The sequence below is a fragment of the Pontibacter chitinilyticus genome (genome assembly GCF_039748935.1).
Lineage (GTDB): Bacteria > Bacteroidota > Bacteroidia > Cytophagales > Hymenobacteraceae > Pontibacter > Pontibacter chitinilyticus.
The window spans coordinates 143,012-161,036 of the sequence record NZ_JBDIZJ010000007.1 but is presented as its reverse complement, the minus strand read 5'-3'; the positions used below and the strand labels follow the sequence as shown (position 1 = coordinate 161,036).

At 54.5% G+C, this 18,025-nt stretch carries 15 protein-coding genes; 9 read left to right on the top strand and 6 right to left on the bottom strand.

Going from position 1 to position 18,025, the window contains the following annotated elements:
• Positions 1 to 2: 2 nt before the first annotated feature.
• From ABDW72_RS12575 to ABDW72_RS12565, 3 genes are read right to left on the bottom strand one after another with little or no spacing between them, the layout of a single operon-like run.
• Positions 3 to 3,122 carry an FAD-binding and (Fe-S)-binding domain-containing protein gene (locus ABDW72_RS12575; RefSeq protein WP_347158921.1) on the bottom strand — a complete coding sequence of 1,040 codons (3,120 nt, stop codon included), beginning with the start codon at positions 3,120 to 3,122 and terminating at the stop codon, positions 3 to 5.
• A gap of 17 nt (positions 3,123 to 3,139) precedes the next feature.
• The gene (locus ABDW72_RS12570) at positions 3,140 to 4,276 is read right to left on the bottom strand and encodes an enolase C-terminal domain-like protein (protein WP_347158920.1); all 1,137 of its coding nucleotides are present in this window, start codon (positions 4,274 to 4,276) and stop codon (positions 3,140 to 3,142) included.
• Complete coding sequence (locus tag ABDW72_RS12565) at positions 4,269 to 6,059, bottom strand: thiamine pyrophosphate-requiring protein (protein ID WP_347158919.1); 1,791 nt, start codon at positions 6,057 to 6,059, stop codon at positions 4,269 to 4,271. The genes ABDW72_RS12570 and ABDW72_RS12565 overlap by 8 nt, the downstream gene beginning before the upstream one ends.
• A 459-nt stretch (positions 6,060 to 6,518) precedes the next feature.
• On the opposite strand from ABDW72_RS12565, the gene ABDW72_RS12560 reads away from it, so the two are divergent.
• Complete coding sequence (locus ABDW72_RS12560; RefSeq protein ID WP_347158918.1) at positions 6,519 to 7,109, top strand: hypothetical protein; 591 nt, start codon at positions 6,519 to 6,521, stop codon at positions 7,107 to 7,109.
• Between the two features lies 1 nt (position 7,110).
• Here the strand turns inward: ABDW72_RS12560 and ABDW72_RS12555 are convergent, their stop codons facing one another.
• Complete coding sequence (locus ABDW72_RS12555; protein ID WP_347158917.1) at positions 7,111 to 8,550, bottom strand: high affinity choline transporter 1; 1,440 nt, start codon at positions 8,548 to 8,550, stop codon at positions 7,111 to 7,113.
• A gap of 390 nt (positions 8,551 to 8,940) precedes the next feature.
• Between ABDW72_RS12555 and ABDW72_RS12550 the strand changes: the two genes are divergently transcribed.
• The 8 genes from ABDW72_RS12550 (at position 8,941) to ABDW72_RS12515 (ending at position 15,278) form a co-directional block, all read left to right on the top strand.
• Positions 8,941 to 9,840: a M48 family metalloprotease gene (locus ABDW72_RS12550; protein ID WP_347158916.1), complete on the top strand. Its 900-nt coding sequence runs from the start codon at positions 8,941 to 8,943 to the stop codon at positions 9,838 to 9,840.
• Between the two features lie 130 nt (positions 9,841 to 9,970).
• Positions 9,971 to 10,684: a head GIN domain-containing protein gene (locus ABDW72_RS12545; RefSeq protein ID WP_347158915.1), complete on the top strand. Its 714-nt coding sequence runs from the start codon at positions 9,971 to 9,973 to the stop codon at positions 10,682 to 10,684.
• 8 nt (positions 10,685 to 10,692) lie between these two features.
• A complete protein-coding gene (locus tag ABDW72_RS12540) occupies positions 10,693 to 11,274 on the top strand; it encodes a hypothetical protein (protein WP_347158914.1) in 582 nt (193 codons plus the stop codon).
• A gap of 190 nt (positions 11,275 to 11,464) precedes the next feature.
• The gene (locus ABDW72_RS12535; protein WP_347158913.1) at positions 11,465 to 11,683 is read left to right on the top strand and encodes a hypothetical protein; all 219 of its coding nucleotides are present in this window, start codon (positions 11,465 to 11,467) and stop codon (positions 11,681 to 11,683) included.
• A 60-nt stretch (positions 11,684 to 11,743) separates the two neighbouring features.
• A complete protein-coding gene (locus ABDW72_RS12530; RefSeq protein WP_347158912.1) occupies positions 11,744 to 12,649 on the top strand; it encodes a M28 family peptidase in 906 nt (301 codons plus the stop codon).
• A gap of 173 nt (positions 12,650 to 12,822) precedes the next feature.
• A complete protein-coding gene (locus tag ABDW72_RS12525) occupies positions 12,823 to 13,587 on the top strand; it encodes a thrombospondin type 3 repeat-containing protein (protein WP_347158911.1) in 765 nt (254 codons plus the stop codon).
• 89 nt (positions 13,588 to 13,676) lie between these two features.
• Positions 13,677 to 14,696 (top strand): SDR family NAD(P)-dependent oxidoreductase, encoded by a 1,020-nt coding sequence (locus ABDW72_RS12520; protein WP_347158910.1) that lies wholly within the window; start codon positions 13,677 to 13,679, stop codon positions 14,694 to 14,696.
• 66 nt (positions 14,697 to 14,762) lie between these two features.
• Positions 14,763 to 15,278, top strand: a complete 516-nt coding sequence (locus ABDW72_RS12515; RefSeq protein ID WP_347158909.1) for an NUDIX domain-containing protein — start codon at positions 14,763 to 14,765, stop codon at positions 15,276 to 15,278.
• A gap of 81 nt (positions 15,279 to 15,359) precedes the next feature.
• On the opposite strand, the gene ABDW72_RS12510 is transcribed toward ABDW72_RS12515, so the two are convergent.
• Positions 15,360 to 16,085, bottom strand: coding sequence for a DUF6565 domain-containing protein (locus tag ABDW72_RS12510; protein ID WP_347158908.1), 726 nt, complete (start codon positions 16,083 to 16,085; stop codon positions 15,360 to 15,362).
• Between the two features lie 48 nt (positions 16,086 to 16,133).
• Entirely contained in the window at positions 16,134 to 17,975 is a 1,842-nt protein-coding gene (locus tag ABDW72_RS12505) for a glycoside hydrolase family 3 protein (RefSeq protein ID WP_347158907.1), read from the bottom strand.
• Positions 17,976 to 18,025 lie beyond the last annotated feature (50 nt).

Here is an 18,025-nt window from a genome sequence, read left to right as displayed (position 1 = left end):
TTTTACAGCAACGGTTCGCTGTCTTTGAGGTAGTCCATCACCAGGGCCGCGGCCGAAACAAGGAAGCTTAAGCACGCTGCCACAGCGATGCGCTTTGTTTTTACCTCGGGCGGCGCCTGCAGCTGCATGCCGTCCACATACTTTCTCTCCGGGAAGTCGTGTACGCGGCTATTCGGGCTTTGCTGCTCCCGCAGCGCCATCTGCAGCACCTGAGCCAGGTGCATGCCTTTGCGGTCAGTGCCCTGCTCTATCTGCTCCCGGCAGCTGAAGCCATCCGCTACGATCAGCGTTTCCTTGCCGGCATTGCGTACCGCCGGCAGCAGCACGCGCTCGCCGGCGGCTAAGCCTACTTCGTAGTGTTGGCCTGCTTCATAGCCAAAATAGCCCGCCATACCGCAGCAACCAGAGTCCAGCATCTGGTAATCCAGCTTCATGTTGTGGAGCAGCTTGTCTTCCTCCTTCATCCGCATGATCGACTTATGATGGCAGTGCCCGTGCACCATGGCCGGCTTCTTTAGCTCCGGCACTTCAAAGTCTGTCGCTTTTTGCTCCAGGAACTCAGCCAGCGTGAACGTTTGCTTTTTCAGGCGTTTGGCGTCTTCATCGGCCGGGAACAGGTTGCAGAGCTCGTCCCGGAAAACAGAGGTACAGCTGGGCTCCAGCCCCACCACCGGTGTGCCGTTGCGGATGTCTTCGCGCAGGGCCTCCAGTATATCCAGCAGCAGTTCTTTGGCGGTGTTCAACATCCCGAAGTCATACAAGGGGCGGCCGCAGCAGAGCATTTGCTCGGGCACTACCACGTTGTAGCCGGCCGCTTCCAGCACTTCCTTGCCCGCCACCAATGTTTCGGGTTTAAAGAAGTTGTTGAACGTGTCGGCCCATAGTATAACCCGTGGTTTATTCTTGTTTTCCTGGTGATTAGCCGTGTACCAGTCGCGGAAAGTATATTCCGCAAATTTCGGAATCTGCCGTTTCTGCGACACGCCCGCCAGCAGCTTGGCGATACTGCCCGTGATGGGGTTCTGCGTGAGGAAGTTCACTACCTCCGGCATTTTAGAAGCCAGCCGCGACCACCAATAGATCCACCCGAAGGCGTAGGCGGAGCGGGGACGCAGGCGGCCCTCATAGTAGTGCGACAGGAATTCTGATTTATAGGTGGCCATGTCCACGTGCACGGGGCAGTCGCCTTTGCAGCCTTTGCAGGCCAGGCACAGGTCCAGGGCATCTTTTACGCTTTCACTTTTCCAACCATCGTCAATCTCTTCGCCCTGCAGCATCTCGAACAGCAGGTGAGCACGGCCGCGGGTGGCATTTTTCTCCTCGCGCGTCACCATATAGCTCGGGCACATGGTGCCGCCCTCGTGGCGCCGGCACTGGCCCACGCCCACGCAGCGGAGCACCGCCCGCGAAAAGCGTCCCTCGTCGTTGGGGAACTGGAAGTGCGTTTTTGGTTCTGCCGGGTCATAGTCAGCACCCAGGCGCAGGTTGGCACGCTGGTCGTTGGGCTTTACCACTTTGCCAGGATTCATTTTCCATTCCGGGTCCCAGATCGCCTTAAACTCGTTAAAAGCCTGCACCAGCTCTTTGCCATACATGATTTCCAGCAGGTCGGCGCGGGCTTGTCCGTCGCCGTGCTCTCCGGAAAGGGAGCCGCCATAGTTCACCACCATGTGGGCTGCCTCTTCGGTGAAGCGCTTATACTTGTCGATGCCGGGCTGTGAAGTGAGGTCAAAGTCGATGCGGCAGTGGATGCAGCCCTGACCAAAGTGGCCATAAAGCGCGCCGTGATAGTCATACTTATCGAACAGCTCCCGCAGACTTTTGAGGTAGTCGCCTACTTTTTCGGGTGGCACGGAGGAGTCTTCCCAGCCGGGCCAGGTATCATCCATAAACGACACGAAGGCGGTAGCGCCGAGGCCTGCTTCACGTACTTCCCACAGCTTTAATTCCTGCGCCCGGTCATCAAACAAGCTCATGGTAGGCGGGTTGTCCTGCTTTTTGAGGAACTCCATCAGCGCCTTGCCTTTGTTATCAGCATCTTCCTGCGAGTCGCCGCCAAACTCTACCAGCAGCCAGCCATGCCCTTTGGGCAGCAACGAAAGGTCGTTGATATCCAGGCCCCGGTTGCGCATGTAGTCGATCAGCCGCTCGTCCATCCCCTCCAAGGCAATGGGTTTGTGTTTGATAATCTCAGGGGCTGCATGGCCGGCGCTCTCCACGTTCGGATAGCCCAACACCACCAGTGCCCGGTTATTAGGGTTGGGAATAAGCTGCAGGGTAGCCTCCAGGTATACCACGCAGGTGCTCTCGGTGCCGATCAACGCCCGTGCAACGTTAAACCCGTTTTCAGGCAACAGTTCATCCAGGTTGTAGCCCGACACGCGGCGCGGGATATTCGGAAACTTCTCCCGGATCTTGTCGGCATACTTGTCGCGGAGGTCGCGCAGCTTGCGGTAAATCTCGCCTTTGCGGCCACCTTCCTGAATGATCTGCTCCAGTTTGTCTTCGCTGGTGGGGCCCACGTCCAGCACCAGGCCATCGTAGGTAAGCACTTTGATGCGCTCCATGTTATCGGAGGTGCGGGCGCCATTGCCTTCCAGCGAGGCCATGACCGAGTGCACGCCGCAGGAGTTGTTGCCCATCATGCCGCCAATAGCGCAATGGTTGTGGGTAGCAGGGTCGGGGCCGAAGGTCAGGCCATACTTCTGCGTTTGGTTGCGTACCTCATCCAGCACAATGCCCGGCTGCACCCGCGCCAGCTTTTTAGCTGCGTCAATTTCTAGAATCTGGTTATAGTACTTGCTCATGTCCATCACCACGGCCACGTTGGTGCCCTGACCCGCCAGGCTGGTGCCGCCACCCCGCGACAAAACAGGCACTTTATACTTATGACAGATGGCAACCGTTTGCCGGATGTCTTCTTCGGTTTTAGGCAATACCACGCCGATGGGCAACTGGCGGTAGTTAGAGGCATCGGTCGCGTAAAGGGCACGGCTACCGTTATCAAAGCGCACTTCGCCGCTTACTTTTGCCTCTAACGCTGCTTTCAACACAGCAATATCGATTTTAGCAGCTGTTTTTAGTTTATCTTCGGGTGCTGTATGTGTTTCTTTGGGCATCATTTTTCATGTTTTATCAGTTAGATCACTTTATACTTTGCTGCGTCTTTATGCCTGAATTCCAACCCCAGGCCGGGCCGGGAAAGGTCAGGGCTAAACGTTCCGTTTTGTGGTTTGGGTGCACCGTCAAAAAACAGGTGCTCAATGCGGGCGTGGTCGTAGAAATACTCCCCGATGTAGAAGGAGTTTAGCGCCAGGCTGGGCTGCAGGTGCAGTGCCGGGGCGCAGTGGAAGGAAAAGGGGAGGTGGTAGGCCTCGCAGAGGTAGCCGGCCTTTAAAAAGCCGGTAATACCACCGCAGCGGGTCGCATCGGCCTGCAGTACATCTACAGCCTGGTTTTTCAGCATTTGAGCAAAGTAGCTGCTGTTGTAGCCATACTCACCAGCGGCCACTTGTATAGCAGGCGGCATATGCTCCCGGATAAAGTGCAGCCCCTCCAGGTTATCAGACGAAACCGGTTCCTCAAACCAGGTAACGCCCTCACCGGCAAATGCTTCTGCCTGTTTTAGAGCGGTTTTGGCATCGTAAGCACCATTGGCATCTACAAAAAGCTGCACGCCCGCACCTATACTTTGGCGGGCAGCTTTTACGCGTTTGATGTCCGCTTCGGCATCGCGGCCGATCTTCATTTTGACGTGCTGAAAGCCTTGTTCTGCCCAGTTGCCGAGCTGCTTTTGTAGTTTGTCGATCGGGTAGGAGGTAAAGCCGCCGCTGCCGTAGAGCAGCGCTTCAGACCGGGCCATACCCAGGAGGCGGGCCAGCGGGAGGTTCAGGATTTTTGCTTTCAGATCCCACAGCGCATTATCCACCGCCGAGACGGCCATCATGGCCATCCCACAGCTGCCCTCGTTGCGAATAGCCACCAGCAAAGCTTCCCATATCTTTGGAATGTCCAGCGGGTGCTGGCCGAGCACATGCGGCTGGAGCGTTTTGGCAACAAAGGAAGTAAGGGAGGCATTGGCGTAGGTATAGCCAATGCCTTTTTTCCCCATTGCCTCCAGTTCCACCAATACCATCGTGGTGCTGTCCCATTGCAGGGTTCCGTCTGATTCGGGATAATCTGTCGGAACGGTGTAGGCGGAGACGTTTAGCTGCTGTATGGTATCCGGGCCGGTTGACTTACTTGAAGCAGTTGCTGTTGCTTTCGCCTTAGCCATTGTGCGGTAATACTTCTTCTACCAAGTCTTTAAATGTCTGCTTGATAATACCAACCTCATGCGGATCGCCTTTCACGAGCATTTTGCTGAATTTCACCATCTGGTTAAAGGTGATGTGCGGCGGCAGGGTCGGAACATTTGGATCGGTGTGTACTTCCAATATGGTCGGGCGGTCGGCTGCCAGTGCGGCATCCCAGCCGCTGCCTACGTCTTCCGGCTTTTCTACTTTCACGCCTTTCAGCCCCAGCATCTCAGCATAAGCTGCGTACGGGAAGTCCGGCACATCCTGCGAGGTTGTAAACTCGGGGTCGCCCACCATTACGCGCTGCTCCCAGGTTACCTGGTTCAGGTCGAGGTTCTTGAGCACCATGATGATCAGCTGCGGATTGCTCCAGCGTTTCCAGTATTTAGCAATGGTGATCAGGCCGTTTACGCCAAGCATCTGCATAGCGCCGTCGCCGACCAGCGCAATAGCTACCCGGTTCGGAAAAGCGAATTTGGCAGCAATAGCATAAGGCACGCCGGGGCACATGGTTGCCAGGTTGCCGGACAGCGACGCCATCATACCTTCCCGAATCTTCAGGTTACGGGCAAACCAGTTGGCGCAGGAGCCGGAATCGGAGGTGATGATGCAGTTCTCCGGCAGGCGCGGCGACAACTCGGAGAATACCAGTTGCGGGTTGATCGGGTTGGCTTCGTTTTTCGCGCGGGCCTCAATCACTTCCCACCAGTCGTGCACGTCTTTCTCAATCTTCTCGCGCCAGGTGCGGTCTTCCTTGCGCTGCAGCAGCGGGATGAGGGCCTGCAAAGTGGCTTTGGTATCGCCTAAAAGGTTTACCTCCATAGGGTAGCGGAGGCTGAGCATGCGGCCGTCAATGTCTATCTGCACGCCGCGCGCCTGGTCTTCTTTGGGCAGGAACTCTGAGTACGGAAAGCTGCTGCCGATCATAAAGAGCGTATCGCATTCAGTCATCATCTCCCAGCTCGGCTCAGTTCCCAGCAGTCCGATGGAGCCGGTTACGTAGGGCAGGCGATCATCGAGAGCGGCTTTGCCGAGCAGGGCCTTGGCCACACCGGCGCCTAGTATATCGGCTACCTGTTTTACTTCTTCAGCAGCACCCAAAGCACCTGCCCCGATCAGAATCGATACTTTTTTACCTTCGTTCAACACGTTGGCCGCCTGCTGCAGCGCCTCCATCGGCGGCACCACATTGGTCAGGGCATGGCCTACACCCGTGTGTACACTGCCGTGCTTGCGGGGCGGCTTCTCCACGGCGTCCAGTTCCTGCACGTCGTTGGGTACAATAATGCAGGTAACGCAACGCTTTGCTTTGGCAATCCGGATAGCCCGGTCTACCACCTGCCGCGCCTGCTCCGGCACCGTGATCATATGCACGTACTCATTGGCGACATCTTTATAAAGCGAGATGAGGTCTACTTCCTGCTGGTAATCGCCGCCGAGGGCCATCCGCGCCTGCTGCCCGACAATGGCAACAACCGGCTGGTGGTCCTTTTTAGCATCGTACAATCCGTTCAGCAGGTGAATGGCGCCCGGCCCCGAGGTGGCCATACATACGCCCACCTCACCGGTGAACTTCGCGTGGGCACAGGCCATAAAAGCTGCCATTTCCTCGTGGCGCACCTGTATGAAATCTACCTGGTCTTGTGCTCTACGCAGCGCCCCCATCAGGCCGTTTATACCATCTCCCGGGAAACCGAAAATGCGGGTGATCCCCCATTCTCTGATGCGCCCGATCATAAAGTCACCAACTTGTTCGCTCATAGTTTTACTTTTTTTAGGTTAAAAACATGTACTTATGAGGCATCGCGGCCACCAAGCTTCATCAGCAGCAGCAAACCTCTATTAAATACAACGAAGTCAGATAGCTATGGTTTCTGATTTTTTGTTTTTCAGGGTTACAGCTGTATAGCGCCGGATTGACGTAGATGTAGGCTGCTTAACAGTACTTTAAACCGGAAGAAAATTGCACCGGATGGAGCGTGCCGGAAGGGACGCAATAGCTGCTTTGACCTCTGATAGGATGAGAAGATAAGTATGGTCGGGTGTAGCCGAACGGTGCGGCAGACAGGCGCGAAAACTGTAAAAGAACGTTTGCTCGCGGCTGCGCTATACCTTGTCGATCTGCATGAATAAGTTTATACTACACAGGCCACCTGGTAAGTATAAAGGAAGTATAACTGGTGTATAATTTGCTTGTGAAAGAGGTGAAGCGAAGCGGAAATGAAGATGAAGAAACCTGTTTTTTATGCGATACTGCTAGCCTTACTGGTGTTTGGGTGCAAGCAGGCCAGCGATTTAAAAGCATTTACTGAGGCCAGGTATAGCCTGCAGCAAGTGCAGGATGTGAAGCTCAACGGCATTGATGTGATGCAGAAGCGCAATTCCAACGATTTTACCACCCGCCAAGGCGATAGTTTGCTGGCGTCTCTTTCTGATAATACCCTGAAGGCCTCCACCACTTTATACCTGCATGTGCAGTTACCCGACACAGGCGAAGCGCGAAGCATGACCATCACCAAACTGCAATGGCAACTGCTGGTGGACAACAGTGAAACGCTGCAAGGTACTATTCAGCAGCCAATGCAGTTGCACGAAGGACTCAACAAGCTTCCGGTAAACACCAATGTGCTGCTGGCAGAGCCGATGGGAATCCGCAACTATGAAGGCTTATCGAAGCTGATGACGCTGCTGGCCAAAAAACAGGACCTCCGCCGGAACCTGACCTTACGGATAAAACCAACTGTTGCGACGCCGGTAGGAGAAGTGGAGGTGCCGCAGTTTATTACGGTCGCGAAACCTGGCAAAGGGTAACTTAGCTGGCGTGCTTACCTGAAGTTATACTTTCCGGCAGCCTGCTTTCCTGCAGTGGTTGCGTACGCTTGGCTGCATTCGGGCCGAAAGGAAGCGCCACCAGCAAACCAAGAATACTTGCTGCCAGGCCATACAGCATCGGGTTAACCAGGGTATCCAGATGCAGGGCCCACAGCCACGCCCCCATACCTGCCAGCATCGAGGCAATGGCAGCGGCAGAATTTGTCCTGCGCCAGAACATGCCTGCTACCAGCGGTACAAACAAACTTACCAGACTCAGCGCCGACGACTCACTCACCAGCTCATAAATGTTGCTGCTCGACAGCGCCATGGCCAGGCTAATGGCTGCCACGACCAGCACGCTCAACCGCGAGAGGCGCAGCAGTTTGGCATCCGTCAGGCGGGGCAACAGCGGGCGCAGCATGTTCTCGCTCAGAATGGAGGCCGGAGCCAATATGGCCCCGCTCGCGGTACTAATAATGGCCGAGAGCAAGGCTCCGAAAAACAATACTTTTATCCAGAGCGAGGAGGATTGCAGGATGAGGCCGGGCACCAGCAATTGCGCGTCCTGCTGCAGCAGGTCCGGGTGCAGCGCTCTGGCATAAAGAGCGATCACCAACGGCATGAGCGCGACGGTTAAGTATAAAAAGCCGGCCGCTATGGATGAAAACACCGCCACCCGCTCTGAGCGTGCCGACATCACCCGCTGAAAAACGTCCTGCTGCGGAATGGAGCCCAGGCCAATTGTGATCCAAAGGCCGGCATAGTTGAGCCAGGTGGTCGCGTCGTGCTCCTGTGGCACAAACCGGAAAAAGTCTGCCGGCAGACCTGCCGTTACTTTGGCCAGTGGTACTTGCCATAACAGGTCTGCTACTATAAAGATCAGGCCGCCAATGATCATAATGGTCTGCACAAAATCGGTGATGGACACCGACCACATGCCGCCCAGGTAAGTATAGCCAATAACCAGCAGGCTGCCGCACAGGATGCCCACTGGTAGCGAGGTGCCAAAGATTTGGTTCATCACTATGCCGAGGGCCACCATTTGCGCCGCCACCCAGCCAAAGTAGGAGATCACCATGAAAAAAGCGGCCAGCAGTTCTGTTGTTCGGTTGTAGCGCACGCGGTAGTAATCGCCCATGGTGAGCAGGTTCATGCGGTAGAGCTTTTTAGCAAAGAACAGCCCTACCAGCACCAGGCACAGCGCTGCCCCAAACGGGTCTTCGATCACGCCCAAGAGCCCGTGTGCAGCGAACTCCGACGAAGCACCTAGTAGTGTTTCGGAGCCAAACCAGGTGGCAAACACCACAGCGGTGGAAATATAAAACGGCAACTGGCGGCCGGCCAGCAGAAAATCGGAGGTGCTGTGCACGCGGCGGGAGGCCCAGTAGCCCACGCCCATGTTGGCTACCAGGTAGAGCAGGATAAAGAAAACAAGCATCCGGTTCGGGTTTTGCTGCTAAAATAAGGAGCAGAACGGTAAGGGTTGCTACTGAAAGCTTTATTCCAGAAAAATTATTCGCCTGGCAAACAACAGCTTCTGCACGTTGGGCAGAGGCTGCCAGCGCAGGAAAATTATCCTAGAGCCGCAATTTGTACTTGAGCAGCCAGCCAGGGATACTTTCACTGCTTATCCATACAGGGCCAGGCAAGTATAACAGGGCTTTACCAGCGGCATTTTGAGCGGCGGGGCAAGAGCTCTTTAAAAGGAACAGCAGGTTTTCAGGCGGAGATGTAAATTCTGGCAAAAAACTTGCAGACAAGAATATACAGGCAGCGTCTGGCATATCGTTGTATATACACGTTGCTTTACCCATACTAAAACTTTCCTATGCTGAAATACCAAAAACTTACTTTTGTGCTGGGCCTGGTACTGCTGTTGCTCGCAGGTCAGGTTGCCACAGCTACGCCGGCCAGCAAAGCCGCTATAGCTGTGGCACCAGCACCAACTACCGGTGCCCGCGACATTGTGCAGGAGATCATCAACGTGGTAGGCCTGAAACCGCGCTTTAAACTTCAGCCCGCCGACATCGACAATGCAGCGGCTGTTATCTACAACGGCCAGCGCTACATCCTGTATAATGAAGATTTCCTGAACGCCATCAACAATGCTGTGCACACCGACTGGGCTGGCGTGAGCATACTTGCCCACGAAATAGGCCATCACCTGAACGGCCACACGCTGAAAGGTGGCGGCAGTAACGTACCCGATGAGCTGGAGGCGGATGAGTTCTCTGGTTTTGTGCTCCGCAAGTTGGGGGCCAGCCTGGCCGATGCGCAGGCAGCTATCAACCTGATGTCGGAGGAGGATAACTCAAGCACGCACCCGGGCCGGAGCTATCGTCTAGCGGCGATTAGCAAAGGCTGGCGCAATGCCAACGAGCAGTTGCTGGCCAGCGCAAATAGCCCGCAGCCCGACAGCCGCGCCATTGCCACACGGCCTGTTCAGCGTGCGCCGCAGCAGGTTAGCCGGCGTTTAGCAGGGTTAAGCCGTGCCGATGTGCTCACACAAGTATACTTTAGCGCAGCCCCTGAGGAGCAGTTTTACCTTACTAAAAAGCTGCAACTCGTGCACGTATCCGAAGAAGGAGTGGAGGTAATCGGGCAGATGGGCAAGACCGGCAACGATGATTACCCTTATTACCTCGAAACCGATTACCAGCCCTTGTTTGTAACCGCCCATGGCGAGGTAGTAAACCGCCAGGGAGAGCGGGTAGGTCACTTTACCTAAGCACCTACTGACAGTATGATTTGGCGGCCATCTTTGTTTTTTTTAAGCGGAGATGGCCGTTGCTTTTAGCGCTCTCGGGCTACTTTTGCTATCTTGCTTCCGCGATCTATCAACCTATACCTATAAAACTATGAGATTATTACAATTCCCTGCTGCCCTGCTGTTGGCTGGCGCAGTTTTAAGCTCCTGCGATGAAGAGGGCATCTGTTTAAAAGGAGTAGGCGACGTGGAAACACGGACGCTGCAATTGGACGCTTTCCACGGGGTGGAGGTAAACGGCAGCACGAAAGTATACGTGGAGCGCGGCCCGACACAAAAAGTGGAAGTAAAAGGACAGGCAAACATCCTGGATGAGTTGGAAACGGATGTAGATGATGGCATCTGGCACATTGAATTTGACCGCTGCCTGCGCAAGCACAAGACCGTGGAAGTATACATCACCCTGCCTGACTTGGACTATGCTGAAGTAAGCGGTTCCGGGTTGATGAGCTGGCAGGATACGTTTGATGCCGACAACTTTCAGGCGCGGGTTTCTGGTTCCGGCGAACTGACAGGCCCTGTTGCGGCCAACCAGGTAACTGCCCGTATCAGTGGCTCTGGCGCTATTAACCTGTCGGGCACCGCGCAGGACCAGGATATTGCAATTTCCGGATCGGGGAACCTGCGCGCTTTCGGGCTTCAAACTAAAACGACCGAGGTGGACGTTTCAGGATCGGGGAACGCTGAAGTAACCACGTCTGATGTGCTGGACGTAAATATCAGCGGCAGCGGCCGTGTGTATTACCAGGGAAACCCTACCGTAAACGCCGATATTTCGGGGTCCGGCAAAGTGATTAAGAAGTAAACTGAACTATGACCATAACCTATAAAAAGTATGCGTTGCTACTGGCGCTCGTGCTGTTTGGCTTTGCCTGCAGTACCAAAAACGATGTTGAAGCCTTTAAAGACGCAGATTACAGTTTAAAAAGTATAGACGAGGTGCGGGTAAACGGGATCAACCTGCTGGATAAAAAAGGAGCTGAGGATTTCTCTTTCGGTGAGGCCGCCACGCTTTTCAACGCCTTTTCCAGCAACGATCTTAATGCCAAATCTACCCTGGCGCTGAACGTGGACCTGGGTGAAGGCAACGAGGACCGCACCATGACTGTGACACAGCTGAAGTGGCAACTGCTGGTAGACAACCAACAGGCGGTCAGCGGCATTGTGCAGGAGCCGGTGCAGCTGAAAAATGGCTTGAACACCATTACCGTAACCACGCCGCTAAAACTGGTGGAGGAAAACGGCAATCCCGATCTGAACAGCCTGCTGCGCCTGACTACGTTGCTCAACAGCGATAAGGAGAAGCGGCCACCGATCACGTTGCAGATAAAGCCCACGATCCAAACATCCGTAGGCCCCTTCGAACTGCCCGCTTTCATCAACATCAAACAGTAACAGGCATATACTTTATACAAGAGCCAGGCTGCTACAGCCTGGCTCTTTTGTTGCGGAAATGTTGGCGGCCAAATGCTGAAATCAGCTGGAGTATACCTATAAATTTGCCGCAAGTAAGCTAGTGCGGCACGCTGCTTGCTTTTGAGGTATAAAGCATATTCCAAACTGATCACCCTTAAATAACACCAGGATGAACATCGCCTTCTTTCAGCAGCACGTACCCGTAAATACAAATGCGGCCCGGACATCGTTGAAAAGCGGATGGGTGCGTGCCGCACAACTTTGGGAGCAGCACACCGGTTCTAAGCCAAGTCCGGACAGCAGCCCGGAGAAGGACCAGCCGCAGAAGTATAAAAAGCCTGCGGCGGTGCGCCGCAAGAGCTGGATACCCTGGCCGGCTCGGGCATAATCAGTAACAATGTTTTTGGCCGATACAGCGGCTTGTGCTACTTTAGCGTTTTAACAAATCATGAAAAAGACTTTCGCCTTTTCTCTTTTGCTTGCCCTGCCACTACTGGGCTATTCGCAGAGCACTGTTCTGGACAAGCAAACGCTGCTGCACGACATCAAGGTGCTCTCCGCCGACTCAATGGGTGGCCGTTTGAGTGGTAGCAAAGGCAACCACATGGCACAAGCCTACATCAAAAGCCGGTTTAAAGCCATCGGATTAAAGCCATTCGGAAAAGACTTTGAACAGCATTTCCGTTTTGAGAACAAGGGGCTGGTGGTAGAGCAGGCCACTAATCTGATCGGCTATATTCCCGGCAAATCGGGCAAAGCCGTTGTGATCACGGCGCACTACGACCATGTGGGCACCCGCAATGGGGAGATCTACAATGGGGCCGACGATAACGCCTCCGGTGTAGGTGCGTTGTTGGCTGCGGCTACTTATTTTAAGAAATACCAACCGGAGCATACCCTCATTTTTGCAGCGCTGGATGGTGAGGAGCAGGGCCTGCAGGGTGCCAAAGCCTTTGTAGAAAAACCACCTGTGCCCTTGTCCAATATCCTGCTTGATGTGAACATGGACATGCTCAGCATTAACGACAAGGGTGAACTGTACGCCAGCGGCGCCTACAACAACCCGCAGTTAAAACCTTACTTAGAGCAGCTAAAGCCACGGCCAAACGCTAAGATCCTGCTGGGCCACGACCGCCCCGAGCAGCAGCACGACGACTGGACCAACCAATCAGACCAATACGCCTTCTTTAAAAAGCAGATCCCATACATCTATTTTGGTGTGGAAGATCACCCTCATTACCACCAGCCATCCGATGAATACCAGTATGTCAACAAAAGCTTTTATCCGGATGCTGCCTCGCTCGTGATCGATTTTGTGAAGCTGATGGATGCCAACCTGCCGAAATCCAGGTAAGGTATACTTGTATAGTATGATCTGTGCTGGGAGGTAGGTGATTTTATAAATTATTGTTACAGAATTTAAGACTTCAAAGTATAGCCATCTTTTGAGCAAACGGCACGCAGGTGTTACAGCCCGGTGAAGCGGCTGCGCTGGCGGCCGGCTTTTGATCTTTAAAACAGCTATTCATGCGCCGTTTTTTTTATACTTGTCTTCTGCTTTTTGCTTCTTTTATACTTGTGCCCCAGGTTGTGCAGGCGCAGTTTCTGAAAAAGACAGAGACTAGCAAGGTGCCGGAGCGGGGACTTGTGCTGCAGGTAGGCGGCGGAATAGGCGCTGCCCGCAGTACGATCTGCAGCGGGTGGGGCTGTAACCGGATAGGTCCGGCCGTAAGTATGGGCGCCTTATACAAGTTATCGTCGCAGTGGGGGATTGGTGCCACTGTTGGCTACGTACGCCTGGGTGCCAGCGAAAGCGCCCCAGAGCATCCGCTGAACGTTTCTTTCCAGACCGATGTGCTGGAGGTGAGCGGGAAAATACAGTTCAACCTGCTGGATAGTTACGTCGGGAGTGGCAATTACCGCTCGTCGCGCAAGCGTTTTATGGTGCCATACCTCACAGCGGGTATTGGGCTCATTTCGTACACTGCCACTTCTTTTCCGGGGCAGGGGAAGCTGAATACGGCACAAACTACGTATGCTCCGGCCCGCGATTATCCGGCTGTAGCTGCCGTCATGCCTCTTGGCGGCGGTGTGCGGCTCCGCTTTACCGATGAGCTGAGCCTGACACCTGAATTTCTGTACTATCTCACCAACACAGACTACCTCGACAACATGGCTGGCAGTGCTTCCGGCAGCAAGCAGCGCGACGGGTATGGCGTTGTGTTGCTCCGCTTTCTGTATACGCCTGCCGTGGCAAACCGTATTTTTTCTCAAAAAGAAGCCAGCCACTAAACCGGCTGGCTGTTGCACTTTAACTACTGCCGCATCTGGACGTACATGTAACCGGCGGCTGAGAAAGCCGGAACGAAAAGATCTGCAACATGGAAACAAGCGAGAAGAAAACACTCTGGTGGCTGGCAGCCGGAGCCGGGGCCTTATTGGCAGCCCGCACCATCAGCCGCTCTCTAAACGCATATAATTTTAAAGGCCGCGTCGTGCTGATTACGGGAGGCGCCCGCGGGCTGGGGCTGGTAATGGCGCGGCAGTTGGCCCAAGAGGGCGCCCGGCTGGTACTGTGCTCCCGCAACGAGCGCCAACTGGAGGAAGCCCGCCAGGAACTGGCCGGAAAAGGAGCAGACGTGCTGGTACGGCAGTGCGATGTCAAGGACGAGCAGCAGGTGCAGGACATGATCGCCCACGTGCAGAACGAGTTCGGCCCCATCGACGTGCTGATCAACAATGCCGGCGTTATTCAGGCGGGACCGGTTACAGAGATGACCACCCTGGAGTTTGAAGAAGCCATGCGCACCCACTTCTGGGGGCCGCTGTACACCACACTGGCAGTGCTGCCCAATTTGCGGGCTCGGGGCGGACGTATTCTCAACATTTCCTCTATCGGTGGTAAGCTCAGCGTGCCGCACCTGCTGCCGTACTGCGCCAGCAAATTCGCTCTCCGAGCCCTATCGGAAGGGCTGCGGTCGGAGCTGCAGCAGTATGGCATCAGCGTAACCACGGCCACGCCCGGACTGATTGTAACCGGCAGCCCGCGCCACACCATTATAAAAGGACATAACAAGGAAGAGTATGCGCTTTTCAAGATAATAGACTCCAGCCGCCTGACAGCGATGAGCGCCGAAGCTACCGCCGAAAAGATACTGGATGCCTTTCGCCACGGCGATGCAGAGGTAACTACCACGCTGCCAGCCAAAGCGGGTGCCTTGCTGCACGGCGTAGCGCCCGGCCTGATGACGGATATTTTCGCGCTGGTGAACAAGCTGCTGCCCGGCGCGGGCGGAATTGGACAGGAAAGAGCTACAGGTTCTGAAAGCGAGTCTCGCCTGTCGATGTCGCCGTTAACGGAGCGCACGCAGCAGGCGGCACAGCGCAACAACGAATTATAAAGGAACAGGATATTTACACTTACACGAATACAGCAGCTTGCCCTGGTTAAGCTGAAGCACACTAACATGAAGATCAAGAACAGAGAGAAAGCCTATGATGGCTATTTTAAAATTTATAAGCTAACCGTAGAGCAGGAAGGACAGACCTTTACCCGCGAGCAGTTTGACCGCGGCAATGCGGTGGCAGCCCTGGTGTATGATACTAAAAGGCAGGAGTATATTCTTACCAAGCAATATCGTATCGGGCCGGAGTCGGAATTTGTGGAAGTGGTAGCGGGTATGGTGGACGATGGCGAAAAGCCGGAACAAAGTATAACCCGCGAGATAGAAGAAGAAACAGGCTACAAGACCGATACCCTGCAGCACCTGCACACCTTTTATTCCTCGCCCGGCGGCACCACTGAAAAGGTGACGTTGTACTATGCTGAAGTATCGGAACAAAATACAGCAGGCGGGGGCAAGAAAGACGAGCACGAGCACATTGAAGTGCTCCGGTATTCGGCCGCCGAACTGGTGCAACTCGAAACACCAGATGCCAAAACCATTATTGCGCAACAATGGGTGCAGCTGCAGCAAAAGTGAGAAGCAACGCTGGTTTGATGTGATTTTAAAGTATAAAAGCTGACCTACTAGTCAGCTTTTATACTTTAAAACAAGGTTGTTTTATTGCACGCCGCGCAGTATACTTTTGGTGTCGGCACTGCCTTCCAGCGCCAGGTATTCTGCCTGCAGGGTGCGTATTTTGATGTTATCGCCGGTTGATATGCCGCTCTCGATCTGGCGGCGGCGCTGGTTTAACTGGCTATACACATGGTCCACATAATCCCAGTCGTCGTCTGTCCAGGTTTTACGTTTGGTACGCACAGTGCCCATAAAGGTAAGGTAGGCCTCGCGGGCCGTAGCCGCAGAAATATCTTCTATATCGCTGTACTCGCCCAGTAGTTGTTTTTTCCATTGGGTTATCCGTTGCGCATCCAGCGGCTGTTGCTGGCGGCGCTCCTGGCGGGCTTCCCAGCTGTTGTAGTTCTTCTGCAGGTTCCGGAACTCCGCTTTGCCTTTTTCAGATAAGCTGTCGAATTTTTCCTCCAGCTGCGCATTTTTTTGGCGCAGCTGCTGGCGTACTTCGGGCCACTCTTTCCGGATGGCAGTATCGCCTCTGCTGGCCTGCTGGTTAAGCCAGGCGCGAAACTCCTCCACCTCTTCATCAGCGGTATTGCCTGTCTTGATCACCCGGGCTGTGTCTGGTTCATCGGCGATAACCGGGGCGGTGTCGTCCGTCTGCTTTACCGCCTCGGTGCCTTCCACTGGCCGGCGGCCCTCACAACTGTAAAGGGCGAGGCAGAAGCAAAGGGCTGCCGTATAGCGTAAAATCGGATAGAAGCACTTCATAAGTATACGTTTTGGCTTGTATTACGAAAAGCACACGTTCAGGATACTTTAAGGCCCGGCAATAAGCGGTTTGTCCTTGCTGATGCCATCACCGTAGCCAAACTGCTCGTTCACCGAAACCGGTAACTTGCCCCGTGCCGGGATTTTGCCAAAGAGCAACTTGGCAGCGGCTTCCTGGGCATGGTAGTGCGGCTGGTACGCCACGATCAGCACCGCACTTTTACCAATATCGGGAAACTGGTTTATTGCATACGCATTATCGAAAAGCGTGATGATTGCTTTGTTGGAAGTGGCCAGTTTGGAGACCAGTTGCTTGGTTTCGGGTGAGTAGCCCATGTTGTTGCTGGGCCGGATGCTGGGGCCATACAAGCCAACCACCACCAGGTCAAACTTCTGCAGCTTTTTCCATAGTTTCGCCGTTTCCTTTTTATCGGCTTTGCGCTTGATCACGAAGTCTTTTGTGGCAATGCGCTTGCTTATTTTCCGCTGATATACTGTAGGCCGCCAGGCGCCAAACGACACAGTGGCAATACGGAGTTTGCGGCGCTTGCGCACAGGTAGCAGGTGCTTCTCGTTGCGGAGCAGCGTAAGAGCCGCTTCAGCCACAGCGCGGTTGGTACTGTCGGCAGCGGGCGTGTTCAGGTCTTCGTACAGGTGCTGCAGGTCGATGGGCTTGTACTTGTCCAGTCCCAGCCATTGCTTGGCTGCCAGCACACGTTTGCAGCGGCGGTCGATGCTTCTCTGAGACAGCGCCCCCCGGTTAATGGCCTCACGAATGGCTCCGATAGCTCTCGGTACGCTGTTCAGGCGCTCCAGCACATCATTGCCCGCCATCAGGGCACGTGCTTCTGCCACACCGGGCTCAAAATACTTTGTCACGCCTTTCATCACCATCGCATCGGTGAAGATCAGGCCTTCAAAGCCTAGTTCCTTTCGCAGCAGGCCTGTTACAATAGGGCTGGAGAGGGTAGAGGGAAGATGCTCGGTAGAGTCGAGTTGCGGAATGTGCATATGCGCAACCATGATACCTCCTACGCCATACTTAATAAGCTCCCGGAATGGGTATAGTTCAAGCGAGTCCAGGCGGTGCCGGTCAAAGGGAATGACAGGTAGATCGTAGTGAGAGTCCACATCGGTGTCGCCGTGGCCAGGAAAGTGTTTGGCAGTTGCTATGATGCCGTTCTCCTGCATGCCCAGCATGTAAGCCAGGCTCTTGGCTGTCACGTCCAGCCGGTTCTCGCCAAAAGAGCGGTAGCTGATGATCGGGTTGTTAGGGTTATTGTTAATATCGGCTACCGGTGCAAAATTGACGTGCATGCCCAAGCGCTTGAACTCATGCGCCACCTGGGCGCCAATGTTATAGATCAGGCCATTGTCTTCTATGGCGCCCAACATCTGCTGGAAGGGGTATTGTACGGTACTGTCGAGGCGCATCCCAATGCCTGTTTCTGCATCCATGGCAATCATAAGGGGTACTTTGGCAGCAGCCTGGTAGCAGTTCGTAAGCCGCGCCTGCCGCACCGGTCCGCCCTGAAAAAAGATGATGCCACCTACTTTATACTGCTTGATCAGGCGCATTACGTCGGCTTCGTACGCAGGCCCCTGGTCAGAGAACGCTTCGATCACTATCAGTTGCGCAATGCGCTCATCAGGCGAAAGGGTGTTGAACACGGAATCTGCCCAGGCGGAAGAGGGATTGTTGAGCGCCGCCAGGATGCTGGCCGGCCGAACGTAGGGTTCCCGCTTTACCGGTGCAACTGCCGCTTCCGGGTGCAGAGGCTGTTTCTGCTTGTGTGCATCGGTCCCTTCGCACGCTGATAAAAGCGTACTCAGTAACAGTAGCAGGCATCCCAGTAAACGAAGGGTGTGGCTAAATGGGGTTGTGAGCATATGTAAATTAACGCCTCGTTATGTGCTTTGGTATGATGGCATCTGGCCGG

Bases quoted from the DNA above. Each gene is read 5' to 3' on its own strand.
- ABDW72_RS12575 (WP_347158921.1), bottom strand. From the start codon at position 3,122: ATGATGCCCAAAGAAACACATACAGCACCCGAAGATAAACTAAAAACA.
- ABDW72_RS12570 (WP_347158920.1), bottom strand. From the start codon at position 4,276: ATGGCTAAGGCGAAAGCAACAGCAACTGCTTCAAGTAAGTCAACCGGC.
- ABDW72_RS12565 (WP_347158919.1), bottom strand. From the start codon at position 6,059: ATGAGCGAACAAGTTGGTGACTTTATGATCGGGCGCATCAGAGAATGG.
- ABDW72_RS12560 (WP_347158918.1), top strand. From the start codon at position 6,519: ATGAAGATGAAGAAACCTGTTTTTTATGCGATACTGCTAGCCTTACTG.
- ABDW72_RS12555 (WP_347158917.1), bottom strand. From the start codon at position 8,550: ATGCTTGTTTTCTTTATCCTGCTCTACCTGGTAGCCAACATGGGCGTG.
- ABDW72_RS12550 (WP_347158916.1), top strand. From the start codon at position 8,941: ATGCTGAAATACCAAAAACTTACTTTTGTGCTGGGCCTGGTACTGCTG.
- ABDW72_RS12545 (WP_347158915.1), top strand. From the start codon at position 9,971: ATGAGATTATTACAATTCCCTGCTGCCCTGCTGTTGGCTGGCGCAGTT.
- ABDW72_RS12540 (WP_347158914.1), top strand. From the start codon at position 10,693: ATGACCATAACCTATAAAAAGTATGCGTTGCTACTGGCGCTCGTGCTG.
- ABDW72_RS12535 (WP_347158913.1), top strand. From the start codon at position 11,465: ATGAACATCGCCTTCTTTCAGCAGCACGTACCCGTAAATACAAATGCG.
- ABDW72_RS12530 (WP_347158912.1), top strand. From the start codon at position 11,744: ATGAAAAAGACTTTCGCCTTTTCTCTTTTGCTTGCCCTGCCACTACTG.
- ABDW72_RS12525 (WP_347158911.1), top strand. From the start codon at position 12,823: ATGCGCCGTTTTTTTTATACTTGTCTTCTGCTTTTTGCTTCTTTTATA.
- ABDW72_RS12520 (WP_347158910.1), top strand. From the start codon at position 13,677: ATGGAAACAAGCGAGAAGAAAACACTCTGGTGGCTGGCAGCCGGAGCC.
- ABDW72_RS12515 (WP_347158909.1), top strand. From the start codon at position 14,763: ATGAAGATCAAGAACAGAGAGAAAGCCTATGATGGCTATTTTAAAATT.
- ABDW72_RS12510 (WP_347158908.1), bottom strand. From the start codon at position 16,085: ATGAAGTGCTTCTATCCGATTTTACGCTATACGGCAGCCCTTTGCTTC.
- ABDW72_RS12505 (WP_347158907.1), bottom strand. From the start codon at position 17,975: ATGCTCACAACCCCATTTAGCCACACCCTTCGTTTACTGGGATGCCTG.